Raw genomic sequence first — 21014 nt, forward strand, 5'->3', positions numbered from 1 at the left:
GACCATGGCAAAGCTGATTGAGTTCAACATCGAGGCCCGCCGCGGGCTCGAGCGGGGCATGAACACCCTCGCCGACGCGGTCAAGGTCACCCTCGGCCCGAAGGGCCGTAATGTCGTCCTGGAGAAGAAGTGGGGCGCCCCCACCATCACCAACGACGGTGTCTCCATCGCCAAGGAGATCGAGCTCGAGGATCCCTTCGAGAAGATCGGCGCGGAGCTCGTCAAGGAGGTCGCCAAGAAGACCGACGACGTCGCTGGCGACGGCACCACCACCGCCACCGTGCTGGCCCAGGCGATGGTCCGTGAGGGCCTGCGCAATGTCACTGCCGGTGCCAACCCGATGAGCCTGAAGAAGGGCATCGAGGCAGCCGTCAAGGCCATCAGCGAAGAGCTCGGCACGATGGCCATCGACATCGAGACCAAGGAGCAGATCGCCGCCACCGCATCGATCTCCGCCGCTGATCCGATCGTCGGCGAGATCATCGCCGAGGCGATGGACAAGGTCGGCAAGGAAGGTGTCATCACCGTCGAGGAGTCGAACACCTTCGGGCTCGACCTCGAGCTGACCGAGGGCATGCGCTTCGACAAGGGCTACATCAGCCCCTACTTCGTCACCGACACCGAGGCGATGGTTGCGGAGCTGGAGAATCCCTACATCCTCCTGGTCGACGGAAAGGTCTCCTCGCTGAAGGAGCTGCTGCCGGTCCTGGAGAAGGTCATGCAGTCCAGCCGTCCGCTGCTGGTCATCGCCGAGGACACCGACGGCGAGGCCCTCGCCGGCCTGATCGTCAACAAGATCCGCGGCACCTTCAAGTCCGTGGCCGTCAAGGCCCCCGGCTTCGGTGACCGCCGCAAGGCCATGCTGGCCGACATCGCCATCCTCACCGGTGGCACCGTCATCAGCCAGGAGGTCGGCCTCTCGCTGGAGACCGCCACCCTGGAGCTGCTGGGCCAGGCGCGCAGCGTCCGCATCACCAAGGACGAGACCATCATCGTCGACGGTGCCGGCGATGCCGACCAGATCGCCGGTCGCGTCTCGCAGATCCGCAAGGAGATCGAGAACTCGGACTCCGACTACGACCGCGAGAAGCTGCAGGAGCGCCTCGCCAAGCTGGCCGGCGGCGTTGCCGTCATCAAGGTCGGCGCGGCCACCGAGGTGGAGCTCAAGGAGCGCAAGCACCGCATCGAGGACGCCGTCCGCAATGCCAAGGCTGCGGTCGAGGAGGGCATCGTCCCCGGCGGTGGCGTGGCGCTGATCCAGGCCGCCAAGAATGTGGACCTCTCCGCCCTCGAGGGCGACGAGGCCACCGGCGCCCAGATCGTGCTGCAGGCAGCCCAGGCCCCGCTGCGCCAGATCGCCCTCAATGCAGGTCTGGAGGGTGGCGTCATCGCGGAGAAGGTTGCCAACCTCCCCGTCGGTGAGGGCCTGAACGCCGCCACCGGTGAGTACGTGAAGATGGTCGAGTCGGGCATCATCGACCCGGCCAAGGTGACCCGCTCTGCCCTGCAGAACGCGTCCAGCATCGCGGCCCTCTTCCTGACCACGGAGGCCGTCATCGCCGACAAGCCGGAGAAGGCTCCCGCCATGCCCGGCGGCGCCGACGGCGGCATGGGTGGCATGGACTTCTGATCCACGCACCACAACCCCTGGCTCGGCCTGATCACGATCGCTGAGCCCCTCGAAGGGACACGAGGGCGGTTCCCCACTCGGGGAGCCGCCCTCGTGGCATTCCCGCGCGACGCCGGCATGGCACGATGAATCCATGCCCGGACTGTTGGAGATCATCTGCCTGCACGACGCCGACGCGCGGCGCGCCGAGGAGGGCGGTGCCGATCGCGTCGAACTGCTCGGCACGCTCGACGACGGCGGCATGTCCCCCGAACCGGCCATGGTGGAGAAGGTCCGTACGGCCACCAGCCTGGCCGTGCGGCCCATGGTGCGGTTGCGGGCTGGCTTCGGCACCGACGGAGGAGAGTTCGTCCGGCTCCAGGGCCTGGTGAATGCCTACCGCGACGCGGGGGCTGACGGTGTCGTCTTCGGCTTCCTCAACGGATACGACGAGGTCGACGCCGAGGTGTGTGCCGCCCTGGCCGCCACCGCGGACTGCCCGTGGACCTTCCATCGCGCCATCGACCAGGTGCTGGACCTGGACAAGGCATGGCGCCTGGTGCCCCGCCTTCCCCGTGTCGACCAGGTGCTCACGGCCGGGAGCGCCCGCGGGGTCGAGTTCGGCCTGGATGACCTGGTGGCTCGCTGCCGGGCCGACGCACAGGTCGCTGCACTGGTGATGGCCGGCGGCGGGCTACACGCCGAGCACGTGCCGTGGCTGGCCCGCGCCGGCGTGCGCGCCTTCCACATCGGCCGAGCGGCGCGCCCACTGGGCCAGTACAAGGCCTATGTGGACGCGCCGCTGGTGCGCACCTGGCGCGAACTCATCGACGACGAGGTCAGCCGAGCAGCCTGAATCCCGCCAGCGAGGTCCCGGACAGCCGAGCCGCCAAGGGGCGCCCACCACGCGAGATGGGGTAGGTCACCAGCCGGGTGCCGGACTGGTAGCAGACATCCTCGATCCCGTCGCCGGTGGTGTCTCCGCAGCCGCTCATCAGAGACGGGCTCCAGTTGCCGGCAACCTGGGTGCCACGGTTCAGGGTCGCTCCCGCCGATGTGTAGGCGTACAGCCTGCCGTCCCCTCGCAGGGCGAGGACATCGGCCTTCAGGTCAGTGTTGACCCCCAGGGCGCCCATGATCCTCGACATCCCGCCCCAACCCGTGCCCAGGCTTGCGGCTTTCACCGGGTTCCCGGTGGCGGGCAGTGCATAGCGGACCAGGCTCCCGTCGGCGCGGCGTGCCAGCAGATCCGGCGTCCCATTGGCATCGAAGTCCCCGACGGCCGTCACGGAGGTCAGTCCTGCCCATCCGGTTCCCAGATGGCGCGAATAGCTCAGGGTGCCGTCGCCATTTCCCCGCCACAGGTGCAGGCTGCCATCGGTTCGACGGGCAACAAGGTCTTGACGGCCGTCCTTGGTGACATCGCCGACCACCCCGATCCAGTTGGTCTGTCCCCAGCCGCGGCCCAATGGCTGGGGGGCCGCCATCCGGCCCTCGCCCAGACCCTGCACGAGGTAGAGGGTCTCCTGCTTGATCGCGATCAGGTCGGTGCGGCCGTCACCTGTGAAGTCGCCACGGCGCGGTGACCTCACGTCGGGAGCCGGCTGGGTGGTCGCGCGCTTGTTCCAGATGATCCGGGAGGCGCCCTCGATGGTGGCAATCTGGGTGCTCATGCCCGCCGACGAGGAGTGGGTCAGGGCCGCGACGCTGTAGGGCACCGGCGTCTTGTGGCTGTACCCGATGCTGTTGACGTGCCAGCCGTCGCTGCGCGGAAGCCAACCGTTCTTGACGGCGATGTCGTCGCCGGGCCCCGAGGTCACGCCCCAGTCCTGGTCCGAGGCGACGCTGCGCATCAGGGACAGGCCATAGGCGCGATTGGTGTTGTTGATCACCGGGTTGGCACGGGAGAAGTGGTCCATCAGCACCACCTGGTCCGGGGCGCTGGTGACGGTCAGCCCCCAGTAGCCCGCGTAACCCGGCGTGGTCTGGCGCAGCCCCATCTTGCCGAGGACGGCTCCGACGGCCGGTCCGCGGCCCACATGGTTCCACAGCCTGGTCGTCGCGGCATTGTCGCTGTAGCGGATCATCGGCACCATCTGGGACTTCTCCCAGCTGCTCAGTGCCCGTCCCTCGCGCTGCGCCTTGTCCATCACGGTGGCCATCACCGCCACCTTGACGATGCTGGCCGTCACATTGGTGGCGGAGCCCTTGACGTGGCTGTAGATCGTGCTACTGCCCATTGAACGGTAGGCGAGCGCGACCGAACCGGACCGGCTCGCCGTGTAGGAGGACAGCTGGCTGGCGTAGGGGAAGGCCTCGACCTTGCCGTAGCCAGCCGGGTCATTGGCGGCAGCGGCCGCGGTGACCACATTGTCGGCGGCGGCGCGCACGACGGCATCGGTGTCGAAGGTCACGTCGACCTGCAGCGTCGCGTCGACCGACTGTGCCGCGGTCATCCCGGCGGCTGCGACCTTGGTTCCGTCGCCCAGCTGGCCGGCGGTGGTGCGCACGGTCACCGGCTCGCAGCGCAGGCCCTTGGTCTTCACGGCGCGCTTCTCCAGCGCCGCGGCGCGGCGGGCGGCGCCCGAGCGGGCCACCACGCGGATGGCGGAGGCATTGCTCACGGTGACGGGACCCTTGCCGGCCACCCGGACCCCACCGGGGCCGTCCAGGCGTCCGGTGACCTCGAGGGGAACCTCGCCGAGCTGGTCACAGACCACCGTCGTGGTCCTGGGAGTGGCCGGGTCCGGCGCGGCCTGTGTGGGTGCCGCGACGCCTCCGGCGAGGCCGAGCGCCCCGGCCGTGACGAGCACGGTGATCTGTCGAACGGGATGGGAGGGAGAGGGCATCATTGCTCCTGAGATGACGGGGTCGATGGCCGATGGACTCTTTTCGCATCCTAACCAGCGTCGTTCAGTCGAGTTCCGCAGGGAGTGAGTGCTCGTGCAGCACGACCATCGACGTGACGGCACGGGTGAGGCAGACGTAGAGCCGACGCAGGCCGGTGACCCGGTCTGCCTCCTGCGCCACCAGGGCAGCCGGTTCCAGCAGCAGGACGTGGTCGAACTCCAGACCCTTGGCCAGGCCAGCAGGCACCAGGTCCAGCCGGGTGCCGTCGGTCTGGGCACCCATCCGGTTGGCGGGGATGCCGGCGGACTCCAGGGCGAGGGCGACCTCCTCCACGTCGGCATCCGCGACGATGAGGCCCACGGTGCCCTCTCGTTCCAGCAGGCGCTTCGCCTCGTCAGCGGTGCGGGTCAGCAGGGCGTCGACGGCCGTGATGCGCAACTCGCCGCGATTGTGGCGGATCGAGGTGGGGGTGGCCAGCTGGGGTGCGATCGAGGGCAGCAGACGCGCGGCGTAGTCGATCACCTCACCCGGCACCCGGAAGCCCTCGGTCAGCTCTCGCACCTCGGCCTCGGGATGCCCGATGTGGGCCAGCGAGTCACTCCAGGAGCGTGAGGCCCACGGTGTGGTGGCCTGTGCCAGATCCCCCAGCAGGGTTACCGAACCAGTGGTGGCGCGACGCCCGGCGGCACGCAACTGCATGGCCGACAGGTCCTGTGCCTCGTCGATGATCACGTGCCCGAGGCTGGGGGTGCGGGTCAGCAGGTCAGCCACCTCGTCGGCCAGCACGATCTCGGCCGCCGTCCACCGGTGGGAACCGGGGGACTTCGTCGGCTTCGGTGCCAGCACCAGGCCCTGCTCCTCCTCGCTGAGGACTCCGTCCGCGCAGGAGGTCAGGAAGTCGGCGTCGGTGAGCAGCCGGTGCAGGAGCTTCGGCGTGGTCAGGGCGGGCCAGCACTCGTTCGTCATGGCCTTGACGTCCTTGCTGCGGGCCACCTCGTTCTGCACCCGGTCATCGGTCGTGGCGCCGGAGACCTCCATTCGCAGCAGCACCCGGTGGGCCAGCCGCTGCGGCACCATCTCGCGGCCGGCCAGGTAGCGCACGCCACGGCCACGCAGGCTGGTGACGGCGTCGCCGAGGCAGTGGGCGCTGATCCGCCACACCCGGGTGCCCATCGGCACCTCCAGCACGCGGCCCGGCACGCTGACGTGCCCCCAGACGGCGCGGGACAGGACCTCCGCCATCCGGGCATCGCCCAGCAGCACGGCCCGGGCAGGCTCGTCAACGGCCTTGGGGGTCAGCCCGGTGGCGGCGCGGGTCAGGCTCTCGATGGTCTCCTGCGTCGCGTCGATCTCGCCCAGCGCCGGCAGCACGTCACCGATGTAGCCCAGGAAGTTGTCATTCGGTCCGATCACCAGCACGCCCTGGCGGCTCAACGTCTCCCGGAAGGCGTACAGCAGATAGGCGGCGCGGTGCAGGCCCACCGCGGTCTTCCCGGTGCCCGGAGCCCCCTGGATGGCCAAGGAGGTGGCCAGGTCCGCACGGACCAGGACATCCTGGTCGGGCTGGATGGTGGCGACGATGTCCCGCATCGGGCCGGTGCGGGGGCGTTCGATCTCGGCCTCCAGCAATGCGGACACGCCCTCGGAGAGCTCCGTCGGATCGGCCAGTTGCTCGTCCTCGTAGGCCGTCATCTCCCCGTGCTGGAAACCGAAGCGACGCCGCAGGGAACACATCATCGGCTGACCGGCCCGCGCCCGGTAGAAGGGCAGGCTCATCGGGGCGCGCCAGTCGATCACCAGGGGATCGCCGCCCACCTCGCCGCTGACATGTCGACGTCCGATGTGGGCCACCTCGTCGAACTCGGCACCCAGCGACGTGGCGTAGTCGAGCCGCCCGAAGAACAGCGGGGTCTCGGGGTCCTTCTCCAGGCTCTCCATGCGGCGGTAGAGCATCTGGCGCAGGTAGGCGGTGCTGACGGAATCCCCACCGATACCCTGGGTCCAGTCGGCCGACTGTTCCCGCATGCGCTCCAGTGCTTCGTGGGCGGCGGCCAGGTGCGCGCGTTCGGCGTCGAGGACGTCACGGGTGGGTTCGGGCATTGCAAGGCTCCTGCGAAGGCGGTGCTGCCGGCCCGACGGCTTGGTCCCGGCGGGCGGTCCGCGGCATCCGGGTGGACGGCGAACGCTGGAAGGGGCAGACGGGTGAGACTACCGCACCCCTAGGCTGGACGCATGACCATCACACGACGGCGAGCGCTGGGACTAGGTGCGGCAGGCGCCGCGGTCGGCGGCGCCGGCGTGGCGACGGGGGTCTGGACGCGGAAACTGCCGGGGCGCACGCGTGTCGGCTACTGGCTCGGGTTGGGTGGTGATCCCGAGCCGATGCCCACGGATCCGGCCGGGGCGGTGCGACAGGCCACCTTCAGCAGCGACGCGCGCCCCGGCGTCTTGGAGAAGTGGGCACTGGCGCTGCCACCCGGCGTGGAGGCGGAGGGCTTGCCCGTGGTGATCGTGCTGCACGGTTGGGGCGACGACCACCGCTTCTGCTTTGACGAGCTGGGCCTGCACCACTACCAGGCCCGGCTGGTGGCCGAGGGCTGCCAGCCCTTCGCCCTGGTCAGCCTGGATGGGGATCATTCCTACTGGCACAGGCGTGCCGACGGGGTGGACTGGGCACGTCTGGTCTCCGAGGGACTGGTGCAGGAGTTGGCCAAGCTGGGTCTGGACATCTCCAGACTGGGGTTGATCGGATGGTCCATGGGCGGCTATGGGGCCCTGCGGCTGGCCGCGGAGGAACTGCACGGCAAGGTGCGGGCGGTCGCGTCCATGTCGACTGCCATCTATCCGGACTGGGAGCACTGTCCGCAGGGCGACGCCTTCGACAGCCCGGCCGACTTCGAGGCCAATGGCCTGGTCAACCGTCTCGACCGTCTCGACGGCCTGCCGATCCACCTGTCATGTGGGGTGAACGACTTCTACATCGACATGTCGAAGAGGATGGCCGAGGAGCTGTCTCCGGCTCCCCAGACCATGTGGCGGCGGGGCGACCACTCCGCCAACTTCTGGCGGCGCAGCGCGCCCGTCCAGCTCCGCTTCCTGGCCGACCACCTCTGAGCCTCCCTCCTCGTTCCCCGAGCCTGTCGAGGGGACCCGCGCGCTCCGTAGAGTGGGGCACATGGCCATGACTCGCAGGCAACTGTTCGGACTCACCGCCGGCGCCGCTGCCTTCGGGGGAGCTGGGGTGGGCGTCGGCGTCTGGGCCCGGGTGCTGCCGGGCCGACAGCGCATCGGGGAGACGATCGGGCTGGATGGTGTGCCGGTGCCGATGCCCACCGACGAGCCCAGCGCGGTCACCTACGGCAATTTCCGCTCACCGCACCGGCCGGGTGTCGACGAGGCGTGGGCGCTGAGCGTGCCGGCGGGCATCCCGGCGAAGGGCCTGCCAGTGATCATCGTGCTGCACGGCTACGGGGACAGTCACGCCGTGCCCTTCACCCGCGTCGGCTACCAGAACTTCCAGACCCGCTGCGTCGCAGAGGGTGCCCAGCCCTTCGCCCTGGCCAGCCTCGATGGCGAGCACTCCTACTGGCACAAGCGTGCCGACGGGGTGGACTGGGCCCGGCTGGTCTCCGACGGCCTGGTGGGGGAGCTGGACAAGCTGGGACTGGACACCTCCAGCCTGGGGTTGATGGGCTGGTCGATGGGTGGCTATGGCTGTCTGCGGCTGGCGGCAGACGAACTGCACGGCCGGGTGAAGGCCGTGGCCTCCGTCGCCACCGCCACCTACGAGAAGTACGAGGACTGTCCGCACCCGGATGCCTTCGACTCGAAGGCAGACCACGACGCCAACACCCTCAACACCCGGATCGGCCAGCTGCAGGGGCTGCCATTGCACCTGGCCTGCGGCGTCAATGACTTCTACTACGAACGCAACCAGTGGTTGGCCGAGCAACTGCACCCCGAGCAGACACTGTTCGTGAAGGGAGCGCACGACTTCGACTTCTGGCGGCGTGCGGCCTCGGTCCAGATGCGTTTCGTGGCCGACCGCCTCTGAGTCAGGTGGCCCGGTAGCCGATCTCCACCCGACGGTTGCGCGCCCGGCTCGCCTCGTCACGGTTCTCCACCAGCGGCTGGTCCTCGCCCCGGCCCGCCACGCGGACGTCGTGCCGGTCCAGGGCCGTGCCGAGCGCGGTGCGCACGGCTTCCGCTCGCTGGCGTGACAGGACTGTGCCGTGTTCGGCGCTGCCCAGGTCATCGGTGTGGCCGGTGATGGTGATCTTGCCCGGTGATGCGCTCGCCAGGGCGCGGGCGATCTCGGACAGCCGGGTGTGGGCCTGCGGGCGGATCTTTGCCGAGTCCTTCGCGAAAGCGACATTGGCATCGATCCGCACGTCGATCCGACTTGGGGCGACGGCGCTCCTGGCCACCCCGGCCAGGTCCTGGGTGACGGGCGTCATCGGGAAGGATCGCTCGGCCAGAGGAACGGTGCGGTACTCATCGGGCGCCGGCAGGGGCGTTGGGGCGATGGTCTCGGCGTGTGCGATGGCGGGCCAGGTCACCGCCAGACCCAGGGCAACGGCCAGAACGCGTACGAGGTCACTGCAGCGGGACATTGCCGAACCCTCCGAACTGCTGGGCCTGCACCATCAAGTGGTCGCGGTCCCCGGCTGGGACGGCGAACAGGCAACTGATCCATCGCACGTCGCCCCGCTTCCAGACGTGGTCATTGGACCGGGTGCAGGCGTCGACGCCGTCGATCCGGGCGGGGAGGTGCACCACCTGGGCGGCGGGGTCCACCAGCTTGAACCCGCTGTCGAACGCGAAGTTGGGGTCGGTGGTGTCGTTGACGGTGTTCAGCAGGTTCCACCCATCGCCGATCTGTGCGCCGCCAGCCGGAACCTCGACGGCGGTCAGGCGGGCGGTGAGCAGCACCGCCTTGCCCTCCCTGCGCAGTGGGTACATGTCCAGGGTGAAGGTGATCCCGTCGTGGGCCGCCTTGCGGGTGGCGACGGGGGCCTCGGTGGGCAGTGGCAGCGATGACGGCGTCTTCTGTGCGGCGGCAGTGGCAGCCGCCTCGGATGCCGGCGTGGGCAGGGACCCAGGTGTGGGCGGGGTGGTCCCGGAACAGGCGGCGAGCAGGAAGGTGGCGGTGGCCACGAGGATGACAGGAGGTCTCATGGCACGAGCCAAGCCGCACGACGACTCCTGGACGAGCGTCCAAGGGGCAAAGGGTGTTGTCCTGGTGTTGTCCGAGTGTTGTCCGCGCATGATTGGATCTCGTCATGGTCAAAGACCCGCTCCCCGAACCCGCCCACCGGGGCCGCAAGAACCGCCGCGGCGCCCGCGTGCTGGTGCGCTGCCACGGCCGAGTCCTGCTGATGAGCGATTCGGACCCGGGGGTCCCCGGATCCTCCTGGTGGGTGCTTCCCGGAGGCGGGATCGACGAGGGGGAGAGCCCGCGCGAGGCCGCAGCCAGGGAACTCGCGGAGGAGACCGGCCACCATGTGGTGCCGCAGGCTCTGACCGGGCCCATCGCCCACCGCGTCGTGACCCACGGCTATTCGGATCGGATCCTCGTCCAGGACGAGGACTTCTTCCTGCTCGACGTCGAGCAGGAATTCGACGTGGACACCTCCGCCTTCACCGCCACCGAGCGGACGCGGATGGGGCGCTGGGGATGGTTCTCGCAGCAGCAGATGTCCTCGATGGAGCTCTGGCCCCTCCAGGCCCGCGAACTCGCGGCCTGGAGGGGCCAGCCGTGCCGGGAACTGGGCACCATGGAGGAGTCCACGGTCCCGGTGACGGCTACTCCATGGTGACGTGGAGTTCCACGTGTCGGCCCCTGCCGGGAACATGACGATGCCTCGTTCCACTGGGCGGGAACGAGGCATCTACGGGGTGATGCGGAGGGGTCTCAGCCCTCCATGCGGCCCTCTGCGGCCTCGCTCAGGGAGACGCCCTCGTCGGTCAGGGTGTGGTGGAGCGCGCCGGCGATGACGGCGCCGATGATCGGCGCAACCCAGAACATCCAGACCTGGCTCAGGGCCCAGCCACCCTGGAAGACGGCGGCGGCCAGCGAACGGGCCGGGTTCACCGAGGTGTTGGTGACGGGGATGGAGATCAGGTGGATCAGGGTCAGGCCCAGGCCGATGGCGATCGGGGCGAAGCCCTGCGGGGCGCGGTCATCGATGGAGCCCAGGATGATGAACAGGAAGATCGCGGTCAGGACGACCTCGATCAGGAAGCAGGCCAGCAGCGAGTACCCGGCGGGGCTGTGCGTACCGAAGCCATTGGAGGCGAAGCCCGACGCCCTGGCGTCGAAGCCGTCCTTGCCGGAGGCGACGGCGAACAGGATGCCAGCGCCCACGATGCCACCGATCACCTGGGTGATGATGTAGGGCAGCACGGCCTTGGCCTCGACGCGCCTGGCGACGAACAGGCCCAGGGTGACGGCCGGGTTGAAGTGGCCACCGGACAGGTGACCGAAGGCGTAGGCCGCGGTCATCACGGTGAGGCCGAAGGCCAGCGCGACACCGACGAAACCGATGCCCATGTTGACGGGGGTGGGATCGGTGCTCAGGACTTGGCGGCCAGCACGGCCGAGCCGCAGCCACCGAGGACGAGCCACAGGGTGCCGAGGAATTCGGCGACGAGACGGGACTTCATGGAAACGTGCATTACTACTACTCCTTGATGGTCCACCAAGCGGTGGGCCGGACGGAACTGGTTGCCCGCGGAGCATCATTGACCCGAAATTCTTGATGGCAAGAAATCGAGCAGTCAACAATCGACCAGTCCTTCTCTGGTGAGCAGCAGAGAACAAGCGGCGCGTGGCCAAACACCGGGTGAATCCTCGCTCGAGGCCGCAGCCGTGGGTGCCCGTCAGCCCAGATCGTCGAGGTCCTCGGCGTCGACAATCCGGTAGGCGTAACCCTGTTCTGCCAGGAAGCGCTGGCGGTGCTGGGCGAAGTCCGCGTCGGGTGTGTCTCGCGCGACGACGGCATAGAAGCGGGCCGTCACGCCGTCCTTCGGGCGCAGCAGGCGGCCCAGGCGCTGTGCCTCCTCCTGCCGGGAACCGAAGGCGCCGGAGACCTGGATCGCCACCTGTGCGGTCGGCAGGTCGATGGAGAAGTTGGCCACCTTGCTCACGACGATCAGGTCGACCTCCCCGGACCGGAATCGGTCGCAGATCTCGCCGCGCCGCTTGTTCGTCGTGGAACCCGTGATCAGCTCCGCGTCCAGTTCCCGGGCAATCTCCTCCAGCTGGTCCACGTACTGCCCGATCACCAGCGTCGGCTGGCCCCGGTGTCGCGAGACGAGGTCCAGCACGGTCCGGGTCTTGCTCTCGCTGGTGGCGGCCAGCCGGTAGCGCACGTCGGGTTCCGCGGTGGCGACGGCCATGCGCTCGGAATCGTCCAGCGTGACCCGCACCTCCACGCAGTCGGCGGGCGCGATCCAGCCCTGCGCCTCGATGTCCTTCCATGGTGCGTCGTAACGCTTGGGCCCGATCAGGCTGAAGACGTCTCCCTCCCTCCCGTCCTCGCGGACGAGGGTGGCGGTCAGCCCGAGCCTGCGTCGGGCCTGCAGGTGGGCCGTCATCCGAAAGACCGGCGCGGGCAACAGGTGCACCTCGTCGTAGATCACCAGGCCCCAGTCGCGGGCGTCGAAGAGCTCGAGGTGGGGATGCACCCCGCCACGCTTGGTCGTGATCACCTGATAGGTGGCGATCGTCACCGGCCGGATCTCCTTGCGGCTGCCGGAGTACTCGCCGATTTCGTCGGGGGTCAGCGTGGTGCGGCGCAGCAGCTCGTCGCGCCACTGCCGCGCACTGACGGTGTTGGTCACCAAGATCAGGGTGGTGGCCTGCGCGAGGGCCATCGCATCGGCTCCGACGATGGTCTTGCCCGCACCGCAGGGGAGCACGACCACCCCGGAGCCGCCGTTCCAGAAGCTCTCGGCCGCCTGCCGCTGGTAGGGGCGCAGTTCCCACCCGTCCTCGACGAGGTCGATGGCGTGCTTCTCTCCGTCGACGTAGCCGGCCAGGTCCTCGGCCGGCCAGCCCAGCTTGAGCAGCACCTGCTTCAGGTTCCCGCGCTCCGACGGGTGCACGATGACGCTCTCGTCGTCGATCCGGGCCCCGACCAGGCCCTTGACCTTAGCCGAGCGCAGCACCTCCACCAGCACAGCATTGTCCGTGCTGATCATCACCAGGCCGTGGGTGGGGTGCTTCTCCAGTCGCAGCCGCCCGTAGCGGCCCATCGTCTCCGTGATGTCCACCAGAAGGGAGCTCGCGACGGGGTAGCGGGAGAAACGCATCAGGACGTCGACGACCTGCTCCGCGTCGTGTCCGGCGGCGCGCGCATTCCACAGGCCAAGGGGCGTGAGCCGATAGGTGTGCACATGCTCCGGGGCGCGCTCCAGCTCCGCGAAGGGGGCGATCTCGACGCGGCACGCATCCGCGTCGGGGTGGTCCACCTCCAGCAGCAGGGTGCGGTCGGACTGGACGATCAGGGGGCCGGGGTTGTTCATCGCCTGCCAGTATCCCCCACTTCCCAAACCGGGGAAGACCCTGCCGGCCGGTACTCCCATGATGTTGGAAAACCCCTTGTGGGGGCGGGGAATCTGGTGAGAATCCAGGACTGACGCGCAGCGGTGAGGATGACGCAAAGGCACTGTGCCACTGGCGAGAGCGGGGAAGGCGCCCGAGCGGAGGAGTCCGAGTCCGAAAACCTGCCAACGCGAGGTACGGCAAGGACCCGAAGGAGCTGTTGGGCAAGGATGGATGGTTCACGACGGTGGTGGCCCCCGCCACCCAGCACGGCGCAGTTGATCACCGAGGTTTCGGAGTAGGTCACGGCACAGGCCGGGCCCGCTGCTTTGTGTGCAGTGGGCCCGGTGCCCTATCCTTGGCTTGTTGCCTGGCGAGGGAACCGGAGTATTCCGGGGCCGTGATCGACGTGGTGCTGAGCGAGAGCTCGTCTCCTCCCTCGTGGGCGTTTACGTGATCTGGACGTCCCAGAGACGAAGGTTGAGGAAGACCGCAATGGCCACCAATGAGCTGAAGATTTTCGCCGAGAAGCGCACCGAGTTCGGCAAGGGCGCTGCCCGTCGCATCCGTCGCGCTGACAAGGTGCCCGCCGTGCTGTACGGCCACGGCATGGAGCCCGAGCATCTGACGCTGCCCGGCCACGACATCCTGCTGGCCCTGCGCACCGCCAACGTGCTGCTGAGCCTGGACATCGCTGGCGAGAAGGAGCAGCTGTGCCTGCCCAAGCAGGTCCAGCGCGACCCGATCAAGGGCTTCATCGAGCACGTCGACCTGCTGCTGGTCAAGCGCGGCGAGAAGATCACCGTCGAGGTGCCCATCGTCCTGACCGGCGAGGCCGCCTCCGAGACCACCGTCAACCAGGACCTCACCGCACTGGCCCTCGAGGTTTCCGCCATGAACATCCCCACCGAGATCGAGGTCTCCATCGAGGGCCTGGAGGCCGGTGCGCAGATCAGCGTGGCCGACATCACCCTGCCCGAGGGCGCCACCTTCCACGGTGAGGCCGCCGAGACCCTGATCGTCGGCATCAATGCCGCCGAAGAGCTCGACGAGGGCGCCACCGAGGGCGACGAGACCGCGGGTGCCGAGGTTGCCGCCGCTGAGGGCGAGTCCGAGGGCGAGTGACCAGCTGGCTCGTGGTGGGGCTGGGAAATCCCGGCCCCACCTACTCCAACACCCGGCACAATGTCGGGTTCATGGTCGTCGACGAACTGGCCCGCCGTGCGCGGGCCAGTTGGTCGGCTCCTCGGCTGATGCGCGCCGAGGTCGTCGAGACACGGATCAGCTCCGCCGGGGTGGGCGCTCCGGGGCTGGATGCCCACAAGGTCGTGCTGGTCAAGCCGCGCACCTTCATGAACGAGTCCGGACAGGCCGTCGGCAAGCTCGCGGGATTCCACAAGGTGGCTCCCTCGAATGTCATCGCCATCCACGACGAACTTGATCTTGACTTCGGCCAGCTCCGGCTCAAGATCGGTGGTGGCGACAACGGTCACAACGGGCTGAAGAGCCTGCGCAAGCACCTGTCCACCGGGGACTTCCACCGGGTGCGTTTCGGCATCGGGCGTCCCCCGGGACGGCAGGCGGCCGCCGACTATGTGCTGGCCCCCATCCCCTCCAGCCTCAAGCTTGATCTTGAGATCGAGGTCGGCCGGGCCGCTGATGCCGTGGAGAAGCTGGTCCTGGACGGCCTCGAGGCCGCTCAGAACCGTTACAACTCCTGAGCCCGGACCGTCGGTCAGGCGGCGACGAGGCGGGCAATGACCCGCGGCGGGGGAGTGCGCAGACTGCCCAGCGTGGGCAGCACGGTGCAGGCCGTCGTCGCGACCCAGATCACCACGCCCACCCAGACCATGGTCTGCGCAGGGGCCGCTCCCAGGCTCTCGTCGAGTGCCAGTTCCGCGACCGCTGCCGGGCCATCATCAGCAGGGCGGACAGACCACCCGCCACCGAGATCGCCAGAGGGGCACCGAGCAGGAGCAGCAGGCCGGGCAGGTCATTGCCGGCGAGCTCCCGCCCTCCTCCATGGCCTCCAGCGTCGCCTGGAAGGACTGGCCCAGACACATCATCGAGAACAGCAGAGACATCGTGACCATCACGGGGGCCACCGTGCGTTCGAGACGGTCCATCTTGCCCAGCACCGTGTTGCGCGCCAGGTGCCATGTTCCGCTGCGGCCGGGCACCAGCTTGGTCCAGCCGCGCGTCAGTAGCCCCGTCGTGACCGGAGAGTCCTTGGCCATGAAGGTTGCCAACAGGGGATCAGGAAGAAGGTGGCCTGCATGACGCTCTGCAGGGCGAACTTCTCAGCGTCCATCGTGCGCACCGTGGGGGGTGGCCCAGAAGATCAGTCCCACCAGGGCAGCGATGACCAGGCACCAGATGACGCGTCCCACCATTCCCTTGCGCCTGCCCCTCTCTGCGGTGGACTGGCGCCGGCCAGACGCATGAACGCGACGCGGTCGCACCGGCGGGCCACCACCGGGTCGTGGGTGACCATCAGCACGCAATGGCCCGGGTCGCGGGCGACGCGCTGCTGTTCACCACCGGACAGGGTGATGGGCAGCTTGCTGGCTAGATCAGCGATGCCCATGGACTCCATCCGGTCCATGATCAGCTCTCGGTCCGGGCGCTTTCGGTCCAGCCGCCACGGCAGGGCGATGGTCTCGTAGGCGGACAGGGTGGCACCAGGTTGTACTGCTGGAAGACGAAGCCACTGACAAGCGGCGGTGCGATGTTGGGCGTGACGGCCATGGTCTTCTCCTCGTGCAGGGGTTGACCACGGCGCTACGCAGGCGGCTGGCGGGTCACATCCCGCCTGCGTCACCCATTGCGTCGGCCCTACCCGTGACCGCAGTCATGGGTGGGGCCGGAGGGGGAGCTGAGCGGGCAGGCTCACATCCAGTTCGCGGGGCCGGAGGAGCCGGCCCGGTACTCGTCCATCGGGACCTTGTTGTCCTGCCAGGCCTGCAGCACGGGGCTGATGATCCGCCAGCACTGCTCGGCAATGTCGCCTCGCACGCTGAGCAGCGGGTCACCGTCAAGGATGCCCTCCAGAATTTCGCCATAGGGCCGCACCGCGCTGCTGCCGAGTTCGGTGAACAGCACCGAGTCCTCAAGATCAAGGACGTCACCCTCGGCATTGGTGGTGATGCCCACGGCAATGTTCTCCGGCTTCATGCCGATGCTGATCACATTCGGGGCGGGCGTGTTCTTGAAGCCCTCCGGCAGGTGACCGACGGGCTTGAGGATCACGGTGATGCCATTGCGGGCATCACCCAGCGCCTTGCCGGAACGCAGGGTGATCGGGACATCGGCCCAACGGGAGGTCTTGACCCGCACCTTCAGTTCGGCGAGCGTCTCGGTCTTGTTCTCGGGGGTGACGCCCTCCTCATCGACGTAGTTGGGCACGTCACGCTGCCCGATCCGGCCAGCCGTGTAGCGGGCGCGCCGGGAATCGGCCACCGGATCGCCGCTCCACAGCTCGGTGGCGCGCAGCACATGCGCCATCAGGTCACGCAATTCCAGCTCGTCGACGCGGGCGGGCTCCTCCATCGCGAACATCGCCAGCACCAGCAGCAGGTGGCTCTGGATCATGTCCTTCATGGCGCCGGCCTTGTCGTAGTAGCCGGCCCGGCCCTCCAGGGCGAGGGTCTCGTCGGTCACGATCACCACGTGGTCGATGTTCTGCGCATTCCAGATGGGTTCGAACAGGCGGTTCGCGAAGCGCAGGCCCAGCAGGTTCAGGACGGTCGACTTGCCCAGGAAGTGGTCGACGCGGAAGATCTGCCGCTCCGGGACGATCCGGGTCAGCAGCTGGTTGAGCTCGTGGGCGGTCTCGGCGTCGGCGCCGAAGGGCTTCTCCAGGCCAAGGCGCAGCGTGGGCGGCACCTCCATCGTCGCCAGTGCCTCGCAGGCTCTCATGGTGATGGCTGGCGGCAGCGCGAAGTAGAGCACCGGATCACTGGGGCAGGAGTCCAGCAGGGCCCTCAGCTCGTCCGGATTGGTGACGTCGATCTTGATGTAGCGGGTGGTGGCCAGGATCTGGTCGATCCTGCCCTGGGGGCAGCCGCTCTCGGACAGCGCGGACTGCACCACCTCCTTCCACTTCTCGTCGCCCATCTCATCGAAGGCGGCGCCGACCAGGGTCAGGTCTGGCCGGGAATGCTGCTTCAGCAGGGTCCCGAGGCCGGGAAGCAGGAGGCGGTGGGTCAGGTCGCCCGAGGCGCCGAGAATGACAAGGCTTGCTGGATTGCTCACCCTCGAAACTGTAGGTCAGCCCGTCGGGCCCTGTCAGCGCACGCCCGATTCTCGCGCTGAGGGCCGAATCGGGCAGCGGCTTGGGTGGGCGGCTAGATTTGTCCGGTGACTCTGACCGGCCTGACCGACCTGCTTGCCTCCGATCCCGTCGTGGCACGGGCCATCGAACAGTCGACGGCCACGACCACTCTGGACCTGACCGCGCCTACTGCTGCGCGGGCTGCGCTGACCGCCACCCTCTCGCGTGGGCTCGGCCGGCCCGTCCTGCTGGTCACCTCCACCTACCGCGAGGCGGAGCAGCTGGTCGCGGAGCTGGGCAGCTGGACGGGCGCCGACGAGGTGGCCTACTACCCGGCCTGGGAGACCCTGCCGCACGAACGGCTCAGCCCCCGTTCCGACACCGTCGGCCGGCGTCTGGCGGTGCTGCGTCGGCTGGCCGGCAATGATCCGGCCGGTGTGCCGCGGATCGTGGTCGCTCCCGTGCGCTCTGTGCTCCAGCCGCAGGTCAAGGGCCTGGCCGAGCTCACCCCGGTGCGGATCGCAGTGGGGGAGGAGGTTGACATTGCGGAGCTGTCCGCCGCCTTGGTGGGCGCCGCATACCACCGAGTTGATCTTGTGGAGCGCCGCGGCGAGTTCGCGGTGCGTGGTGGCATCGTGGACATCTTCCCGCCGACCGAGGAACACCCGGTGCGGGTGGACTTCTTCGGTGACCAGGTGGAGGAGATCCGCCACTTCACCGTCGCGGACCAGCGCTCCATGCCCAGCACCCGCGATGAGGTGATCGCCTCCCCTTGCCGGGAACTGCTGCTCGACGAGACCGTGCGTTCCCGGGCGCGTGCCCTGGTTCCGGACCACCCGGAGCTGGTGGAGATGCTGGACAAGATTGCCGAGGGACATGCCGTCGAGGGCATGGAGGCGCTGACCCCGGCCCTGGTGGACGGACTGGAGCTGCTGTTGGACGTCCTGCCGACGGACACGGTGGTGCTGGTGAGTGATCCGGAGCTGGTGCGCACCCGCGCGCATGACCTGGTGCAGACCAGCCAGGAATTCCTGCACGCCTCCTGGGCGGCCGCGGCGGCGGGCGGCAAGGCGCCGATTGATCTTGGTGCGACGGCCTACTGGAGTCTGGCGGACGTGCGTGCCCATGCCTTGGAACGTGGCCAGTCCTGGTGGAGCCTGTCGAGCTTCAGCGCCGCCCCTGTCGACCAGGGGCCGGTCTTCGCCGACGACGGCCAGCGGGTTGATCTTGCCGGGCTGACGGTGACGGGTGTGGACAGTCGCAACCTGTCCTGGAAGGCCGCCGAGAATTGGAAGGGCGACACGGAGGGGGCAGTTGCCGAGATCGGGCAGGCCGTGGCATCGGGTGAGGCCGTCGTGCTCAGCGTCGAGGGCAAGGGGCTGGCCAGCCGGATGGCGGAGGTCCTGACGGACCACGAGATCGGCTCACACGTCGCCGATGCCCTCGTCGAGGCGCCCGAGAAGGGCACCGTGACGATCATCCCCACCAGCCAGCGGCACGGATTCCGGGTGCCCGGACTGGGCCTGAGCCTGTTCACGACGGGGGATCTGGCCGGCAACAAGCCCGCCGACAAGTCCGAACGCCGGATGCCGAGCCGTCGCAAGAACCAGATCAGTCCCTTGGAGCTCAAGGCGGGTGATCCCGTGGTGCACGAACAGCACGGCGTGGGGCGGTATGTGGAGATGATGCAGCGCACCGTTGCCGGCTCCACTCGCGAGTACCTCGTGATCGAGTATGCGGCCAGCAAGAAGGGTCAACCGGGTGACCGGCTCTTCGTCCCGATGGACCAGCTCGACCAGGTCACCCGATACGTCGGTGGTGAGTCTCCGACCCTGGACAAGATGGGTGGCGCGGACTGGAACAAGCGCAAGTCCCGTGCCCGCAAGGCCGTCAAGCAGATTGCCGCGGAGCTGATCAAGCTCTACGCGGCGCGTCAGGCAACCCGTGGACACGCCTTCGGCCCAGACACCGCCTGGCAGCGCGAGCTGGAGGACGCCTTCAACTACGTCGAGACCCCGGACCAGCTGGTCTGCATCCAGGAGGTCAAGCACGACATGGAGCAGGTGGTCCCGATGGACCGGCTGATCTGTGGCGACGTGGGCTACGGCAAGACCGAGATCGCCGTGCGGGCCGCATTCAAGGCGGTGCAGGACGGCAAGCAGGTTGCGGTGCTGGTGCCCACCACGCTGTTGGTCACCCAGCACCACGCCACCTTCAGTGAGCGCTATGCAGGATTCCCGGTCAACGTCGCGCAATTGTCGCGTTTCCAGACCGACACCGAGGCAAAGGCGGTCATCGAGGGCGTCGCCTCCGGCAAGGTCGACGTCGTGGTGGGCACGCACCGGCTCTTCGGCGGGGAGGTGCAGTTCAAGGACCTCGGTCTGGTGATCATCGACGAGGAACAGCGTTTCGGCGTCGAGCACAAGGAGTCGTTGAAGAAGCTGCGGCTCAATGTCGACGTGCTGGCAATGTCCGCCACCCCCATCCCGCGCACCCTGGAGATGGCCATAACCGGAATCCGGGAGATGAGCGTCATCGCCACGCCGCCAGAGGAACGTCACCCGGTGCTCACCTTCGCAGGCCCTTATGACGAGGCGCAGGTGGTTGCCGCCGTCCGCCGTGAGCTGGCGCGTGAGGGCCAGGTCTTCTACGTCCACAACCGGGTGCAGTCCATTGAGAAGACCGCTGCCCGGCTGCGGGAACTGGTGCCCGAGGCGCGCGTGGTCACGGCGCACGGCCAGATGAACGAGCACCAGCTCGAAGACGTGATGCAGCAGTTCCTGGACCGGCAGGCCGACGTGCTGGTCTCCACCACCATCGTCGAGGCCGGCATCGACATCTCCACGGCCAATACCTTGCTGATCGAGCGGGCAGACCTGATGGGCCTGTCCCAGCTGCACCAGCTGCGCGGGCGCGTGGGCCGTGGCCGGGAGCGAGGCTATGCCTACTTCCTGTACCCGCCGGACAAGCCGCTGACCGAGACGGCCCATGACCGGCTGGCGACGATGGCCGCCCACACGGACCTGGGGGCCGGCATGCAGATCGCCATGAAGGACCTGGAGATCCGCGGCGCCGGAAACCTGCTGGGCGGCGAGCAGTCCGGCCACATCGCCGACGTCGGTTTCGACCTCTACATCCGGCTGGTGGGGGAGGCGGTCGCGGACTTCCGGGGTGGCCCCGAGGCCGAGCCCGAGCCGGAGATGCGGATCGAACTGCCGGTGGACGCCAATCTGCCGAATGACTACGTGGAGTCCGAGCGGCTGCGGTTGGAGATGTACAAGCGGCTGGCGGAGGTGCGCAGCGAGGAGGACATTGCCGAGGTGCGCGCGGAGCTGGAGGACCGTTACGGCCCGCTGCCGGGGCCCACCCGGGTTCTGCTGGAGGTGGCGCGCTTCCGTCTGCTGTGCCGCAGCGTGGGCGTCACGGAGGTGGTGGGGCAGGGCAACAACATCCGGTTCAGCCCCGCGAATCTTCCCGATTCCCGCCAGCTGCGGCTTGGGCGCCTGCACCCGGGCAGTGTGATCAAGCACCAGGCCGGGTTCGTGCTGATTCCGCGGCCCACGACCGCGCCCGTCCTGGGCCAGCCCCTGACCGGGCATGACCTGCTGGAGTGGGCGACGCGGGTGCTCGTGGACATCTTCGATGCGAAGCCGCCGGCAGCGGGCGAGCCGGTCACGGCCGCCCGCTAGACTCCCCCTGACAGCCCATGGCCTGCGGCAGGGCCTCCCGGAAGG

General features: G+C 68.5%; 17 protein-coding genes and 1 riboswitch. Of the genes, 8 read left to right on the top strand and 9 right to left on the bottom strand.

Annotation, left to right across the window (positions count from 1 at the left end):
* Positions 1 to 4 precede the first annotated feature (4 nt).
* Positions 5 to 1630, top strand: a complete 1626-nt coding sequence (groL, locus tag EDD41_RS13090; protein ID WP_123576210.1) for a chaperonin GroEL — start codon at positions 5 to 7, stop codon at positions 1628 to 1630.
* 133 nt (positions 1631 to 1763) lie between these two features.
* A complete protein-coding gene (locus tag EDD41_RS13095) occupies positions 1764 to 2465 on the top strand; it encodes a copper homeostasis protein CutC (RefSeq protein WP_123576211.1) in 702 nt (233 codons plus the stop codon).
* On the opposite strand, the gene EDD41_RS13100 is transcribed toward EDD41_RS13095, so the two are convergent.
* Both EDD41_RS13100 and EDD41_RS13105 read right to left on the bottom strand, forming a co-directional pair.
* Positions 2449 to 4458, bottom strand: a complete 2010-nt coding sequence (locus tag EDD41_RS13100) for an FG-GAP-like repeat-containing protein (RefSeq protein ID WP_170165383.1) — start codon at positions 4456 to 4458, stop codon at positions 2449 to 2451. The two genes, EDD41_RS13095 and EDD41_RS13100, sit on opposite strands and share 17 nt — an antisense overlap.
* 64 nt (positions 4459 to 4522) lie before the next feature.
* Positions 4523 to 6559: a HelD family protein gene (locus EDD41_RS13105; RefSeq protein ID WP_123576213.1), complete on the bottom strand. Its 2037-nt coding sequence runs from the start codon at positions 6557 to 6559 to the stop codon at positions 4523 to 4525.
* Positions 6560 to 6691: 132 nt separating this feature from the next.
* Between EDD41_RS13105 and EDD41_RS13110 the strand changes: the two genes are divergently transcribed.
* Both EDD41_RS13110 and EDD41_RS13115 read left to right on the top strand, forming a co-directional pair.
* Entirely contained in the window at positions 6692 to 7573 is an 882-nt protein-coding gene (locus EDD41_RS13110) for an alpha/beta hydrolase (protein ID WP_094763171.1), read from the top strand.
* 61 nt (positions 7574 to 7634) lie between these two features.
* Entirely contained in the window at positions 7635 to 8513 is an 879-nt protein-coding gene (locus EDD41_RS13115) for an alpha/beta hydrolase (protein WP_094763170.1), read from the top strand.
* A 1-nt stretch (position 8514) separates the two neighbouring features.
* Here the strand turns inward: EDD41_RS13115 and EDD41_RS13120 are convergent, their stop codons facing one another.
* Both EDD41_RS13120 and EDD41_RS13125 read right to left on the bottom strand, forming a co-directional pair.
* A complete protein-coding gene (locus tag EDD41_RS13120; RefSeq protein WP_094763169.1) occupies positions 8515 to 9072 on the bottom strand; it encodes an OmpA family protein in 558 nt (185 codons plus the stop codon).
* Entirely contained in the window at positions 9056 to 9637 is a 582-nt protein-coding gene (locus EDD41_RS13125) for a hypothetical protein (protein WP_123576214.1), read from the bottom strand. Before EDD41_RS13125 ends, EDD41_RS13120 begins: the two co-directional genes overlap by 17 nt.
* A 104-nt stretch (positions 9638 to 9741) precedes the next feature.
* On the opposite strand from EDD41_RS13125, the gene EDD41_RS13130 reads away from it, so the two are divergent.
* Positions 9742 to 10278, top strand: coding sequence for an NUDIX domain-containing protein (locus EDD41_RS13130; protein WP_094763167.1), 537 nt, complete (start codon positions 9742 to 9744; stop codon positions 10276 to 10278).
* Positions 10279 to 10373: 95 nt separating this feature from the next.
* Here EDD41_RS13130 and aqpZ read toward each other — a convergent pair whose 3' ends face one another.
* Positions 10374 to 11012, bottom strand: a complete 639-nt coding sequence (gene aqpZ, locus EDD41_RS13135; protein ID WP_245995653.1) for an aquaporin Z — start codon at positions 11010 to 11012, stop codon at positions 10374 to 10376.
* 329 nt (positions 11013 to 11341) lie between these two features.
* The gene (locus tag EDD41_RS13140; RefSeq protein WP_123577118.1) at positions 11342 to 12988 is read right to left on the bottom strand and encodes a DNA repair helicase XPB; all 1647 of its coding nucleotides are present in this window, start codon (positions 12986 to 12988) and stop codon (positions 11342 to 11344) included.
* A gap of 48 nt (positions 12989 to 13036) precedes the next feature.
* Positions 13037 to 13211: riboswitch (cobalamin riboswitch) on the top strand.
* Between the two features lie 291 nt (positions 13212 to 13502).
* Here EDD41_RS13140 and EDD41_RS13145 point away from each other — a divergent pair.
* The gene (locus EDD41_RS13145) at positions 13503 to 14132 is read left to right on the top strand and encodes a 50S ribosomal protein L25/general stress protein Ctc (protein WP_123576215.1); all 630 of its coding nucleotides are present in this window, start codon (positions 13503 to 13505) and stop codon (positions 14130 to 14132) included.
* On the top strand, positions 14129 to 14728 hold the full coding sequence (pth, locus tag EDD41_RS13150) for an aminoacyl-tRNA hydrolase (RefSeq protein WP_123576216.1): 600 nt from the start codon (positions 14129 to 14131) through the stop codon (positions 14726 to 14728). The genes EDD41_RS13145 and pth overlap by 4 nt, the downstream gene beginning before the upstream one ends.
* Before the next feature lie 198 nt (positions 14729 to 14926).
* Here pth and EDD41_RS13155 read toward each other — a convergent pair whose 3' ends face one another.
* The 3 genes from EDD41_RS13155 to EDD41_RS13160 form a co-directional block, all read right to left on the bottom strand.
* Positions 14927 to 15244 carry a hypothetical protein gene (locus EDD41_RS13155; RefSeq protein WP_123576217.1) on the bottom strand — a complete coding sequence of 106 codons (318 nt, stop codon included), beginning with the start codon at positions 15242 to 15244 and terminating at the stop codon, positions 14927 to 14929.
* Between the two features lie 104 nt (positions 15245 to 15348).
* Positions 15349 to 15603: a P-loop NTPase family protein gene (locus tag EDD41_RS16625; protein WP_148060568.1), complete on the bottom strand. Its 255-nt coding sequence runs from the start codon at positions 15601 to 15603 to the stop codon at positions 15349 to 15351.
* Positions 15604 to 15896: 293 nt separating this feature from the next.
* The gene (locus EDD41_RS13160; protein ID WP_123576218.1) at positions 15897 to 17261 is read right to left on the bottom strand and encodes a glucose-6-phosphate dehydrogenase; all 1365 of its coding nucleotides are present in this window, start codon (positions 17259 to 17261) and stop codon (positions 15897 to 15899) included.
* A gap of 105 nt (positions 17262 to 17366) precedes the next feature.
* Between EDD41_RS13160 and mfd the strand changes: the two genes are divergently transcribed.
* A complete protein-coding gene (mfd, locus tag EDD41_RS13165; protein ID WP_123576219.1) occupies positions 17367 to 20969 on the top strand; it encodes a transcription-repair coupling factor in 3603 nt (1200 codons plus the stop codon).
* Positions 20970 to 21014: the final 45 nt, after the last annotated feature.

This window comes from Luteococcus japonicus, from assembly GCF_003752415.1.
Classification (GTDB): domain Bacteria; phylum Actinomycetota; class Actinomycetes; order Propionibacteriales; family Propionibacteriaceae; genus Luteococcus; species Luteococcus japonicus.

Excerpts from the sequence above, each read along its gene's own strand:
- aqpZ (WP_245995653.1), bottom strand. The coding sequence starts at position 11,012 with ATGGGCATCGGTTTCGTCGGTGTCGCGCTGGCCTTCGGCCTCACCGTG.
- EDD41_RS13125 (WP_123576214.1), bottom strand. The coding sequence starts at position 9,637 with ATGAGACCTCCTGTCATCCTCGTGGCCACCGCCACCTTCCTGCTCGCC.
- EDD41_RS13145 (WP_123576215.1), top strand. The coding sequence starts at position 13,503 with ATGGCCACCAATGAGCTGAAGATTTTCGCCGAGAAGCGCACCGAGTTC.
- EDD41_RS13095 (WP_123576211.1), top strand. The coding sequence starts at position 1,764 with ATGCCCGGACTGTTGGAGATCATCTGCCTGCACGACGCCGACGCGCGG.
- EDD41_RS13110 (WP_094763171.1), top strand. The coding sequence starts at position 6,692 with ATGACCATCACACGACGGCGAGCGCTGGGACTAGGTGCGGCAGGCGCC.
- EDD41_RS13100 (WP_170165383.1), bottom strand. The coding sequence starts at position 4,458 with ATGCCCTCTCCCTCCCATCCCGTTCGACAGATCACCGTGCTCGTCACG.
- groL (WP_123576210.1), top strand. The coding sequence starts at position 5 with ATGGCAAAGCTGATTGAGTTCAACATCGAGGCCCGCCGCGGGCTCGAG.
- EDD41_RS13120 (WP_094763169.1), bottom strand. The coding sequence starts at position 9,072 with ATGTCCCGCTGCAGTGACCTCGTACGCGTTCTGGCCGTTGCCCTGGGT.
- EDD41_RS16625 (WP_148060568.1), bottom strand. The coding sequence starts at position 15,603 with ATGGAGTCCATGGGCATCGCTGATCTAGCCAGCAAGCTGCCCATCACC.
- EDD41_RS13105 (WP_123576213.1), bottom strand. The coding sequence starts at position 6,559 with ATGCCCGAACCCACCCGTGACGTCCTCGACGCCGAACGCGCGCACCTG.
- EDD41_RS13130 (WP_094763167.1), top strand. The coding sequence starts at position 9,742 with ATGGTCAAAGACCCGCTCCCCGAACCCGCCCACCGGGGCCGCAAGAAC.
- EDD41_RS13140 (WP_123577118.1), bottom strand. The coding sequence starts at position 12,988 with ATGAACAACCCCGGCCCCCTGATCGTCCAGTCCGACCGCACCCTGCTG.
- EDD41_RS13155 (WP_123576217.1), bottom strand. The coding sequence starts at position 15,244 with ATGGCCAAGGACTCTCCGGTCACGACGGGGCTACTGACGCGCGGCTGG.
- EDD41_RS13115 (WP_094763170.1), top strand. The coding sequence starts at position 7,635 with ATGGCCATGACTCGCAGGCAACTGTTCGGACTCACCGCCGGCGCCGCT.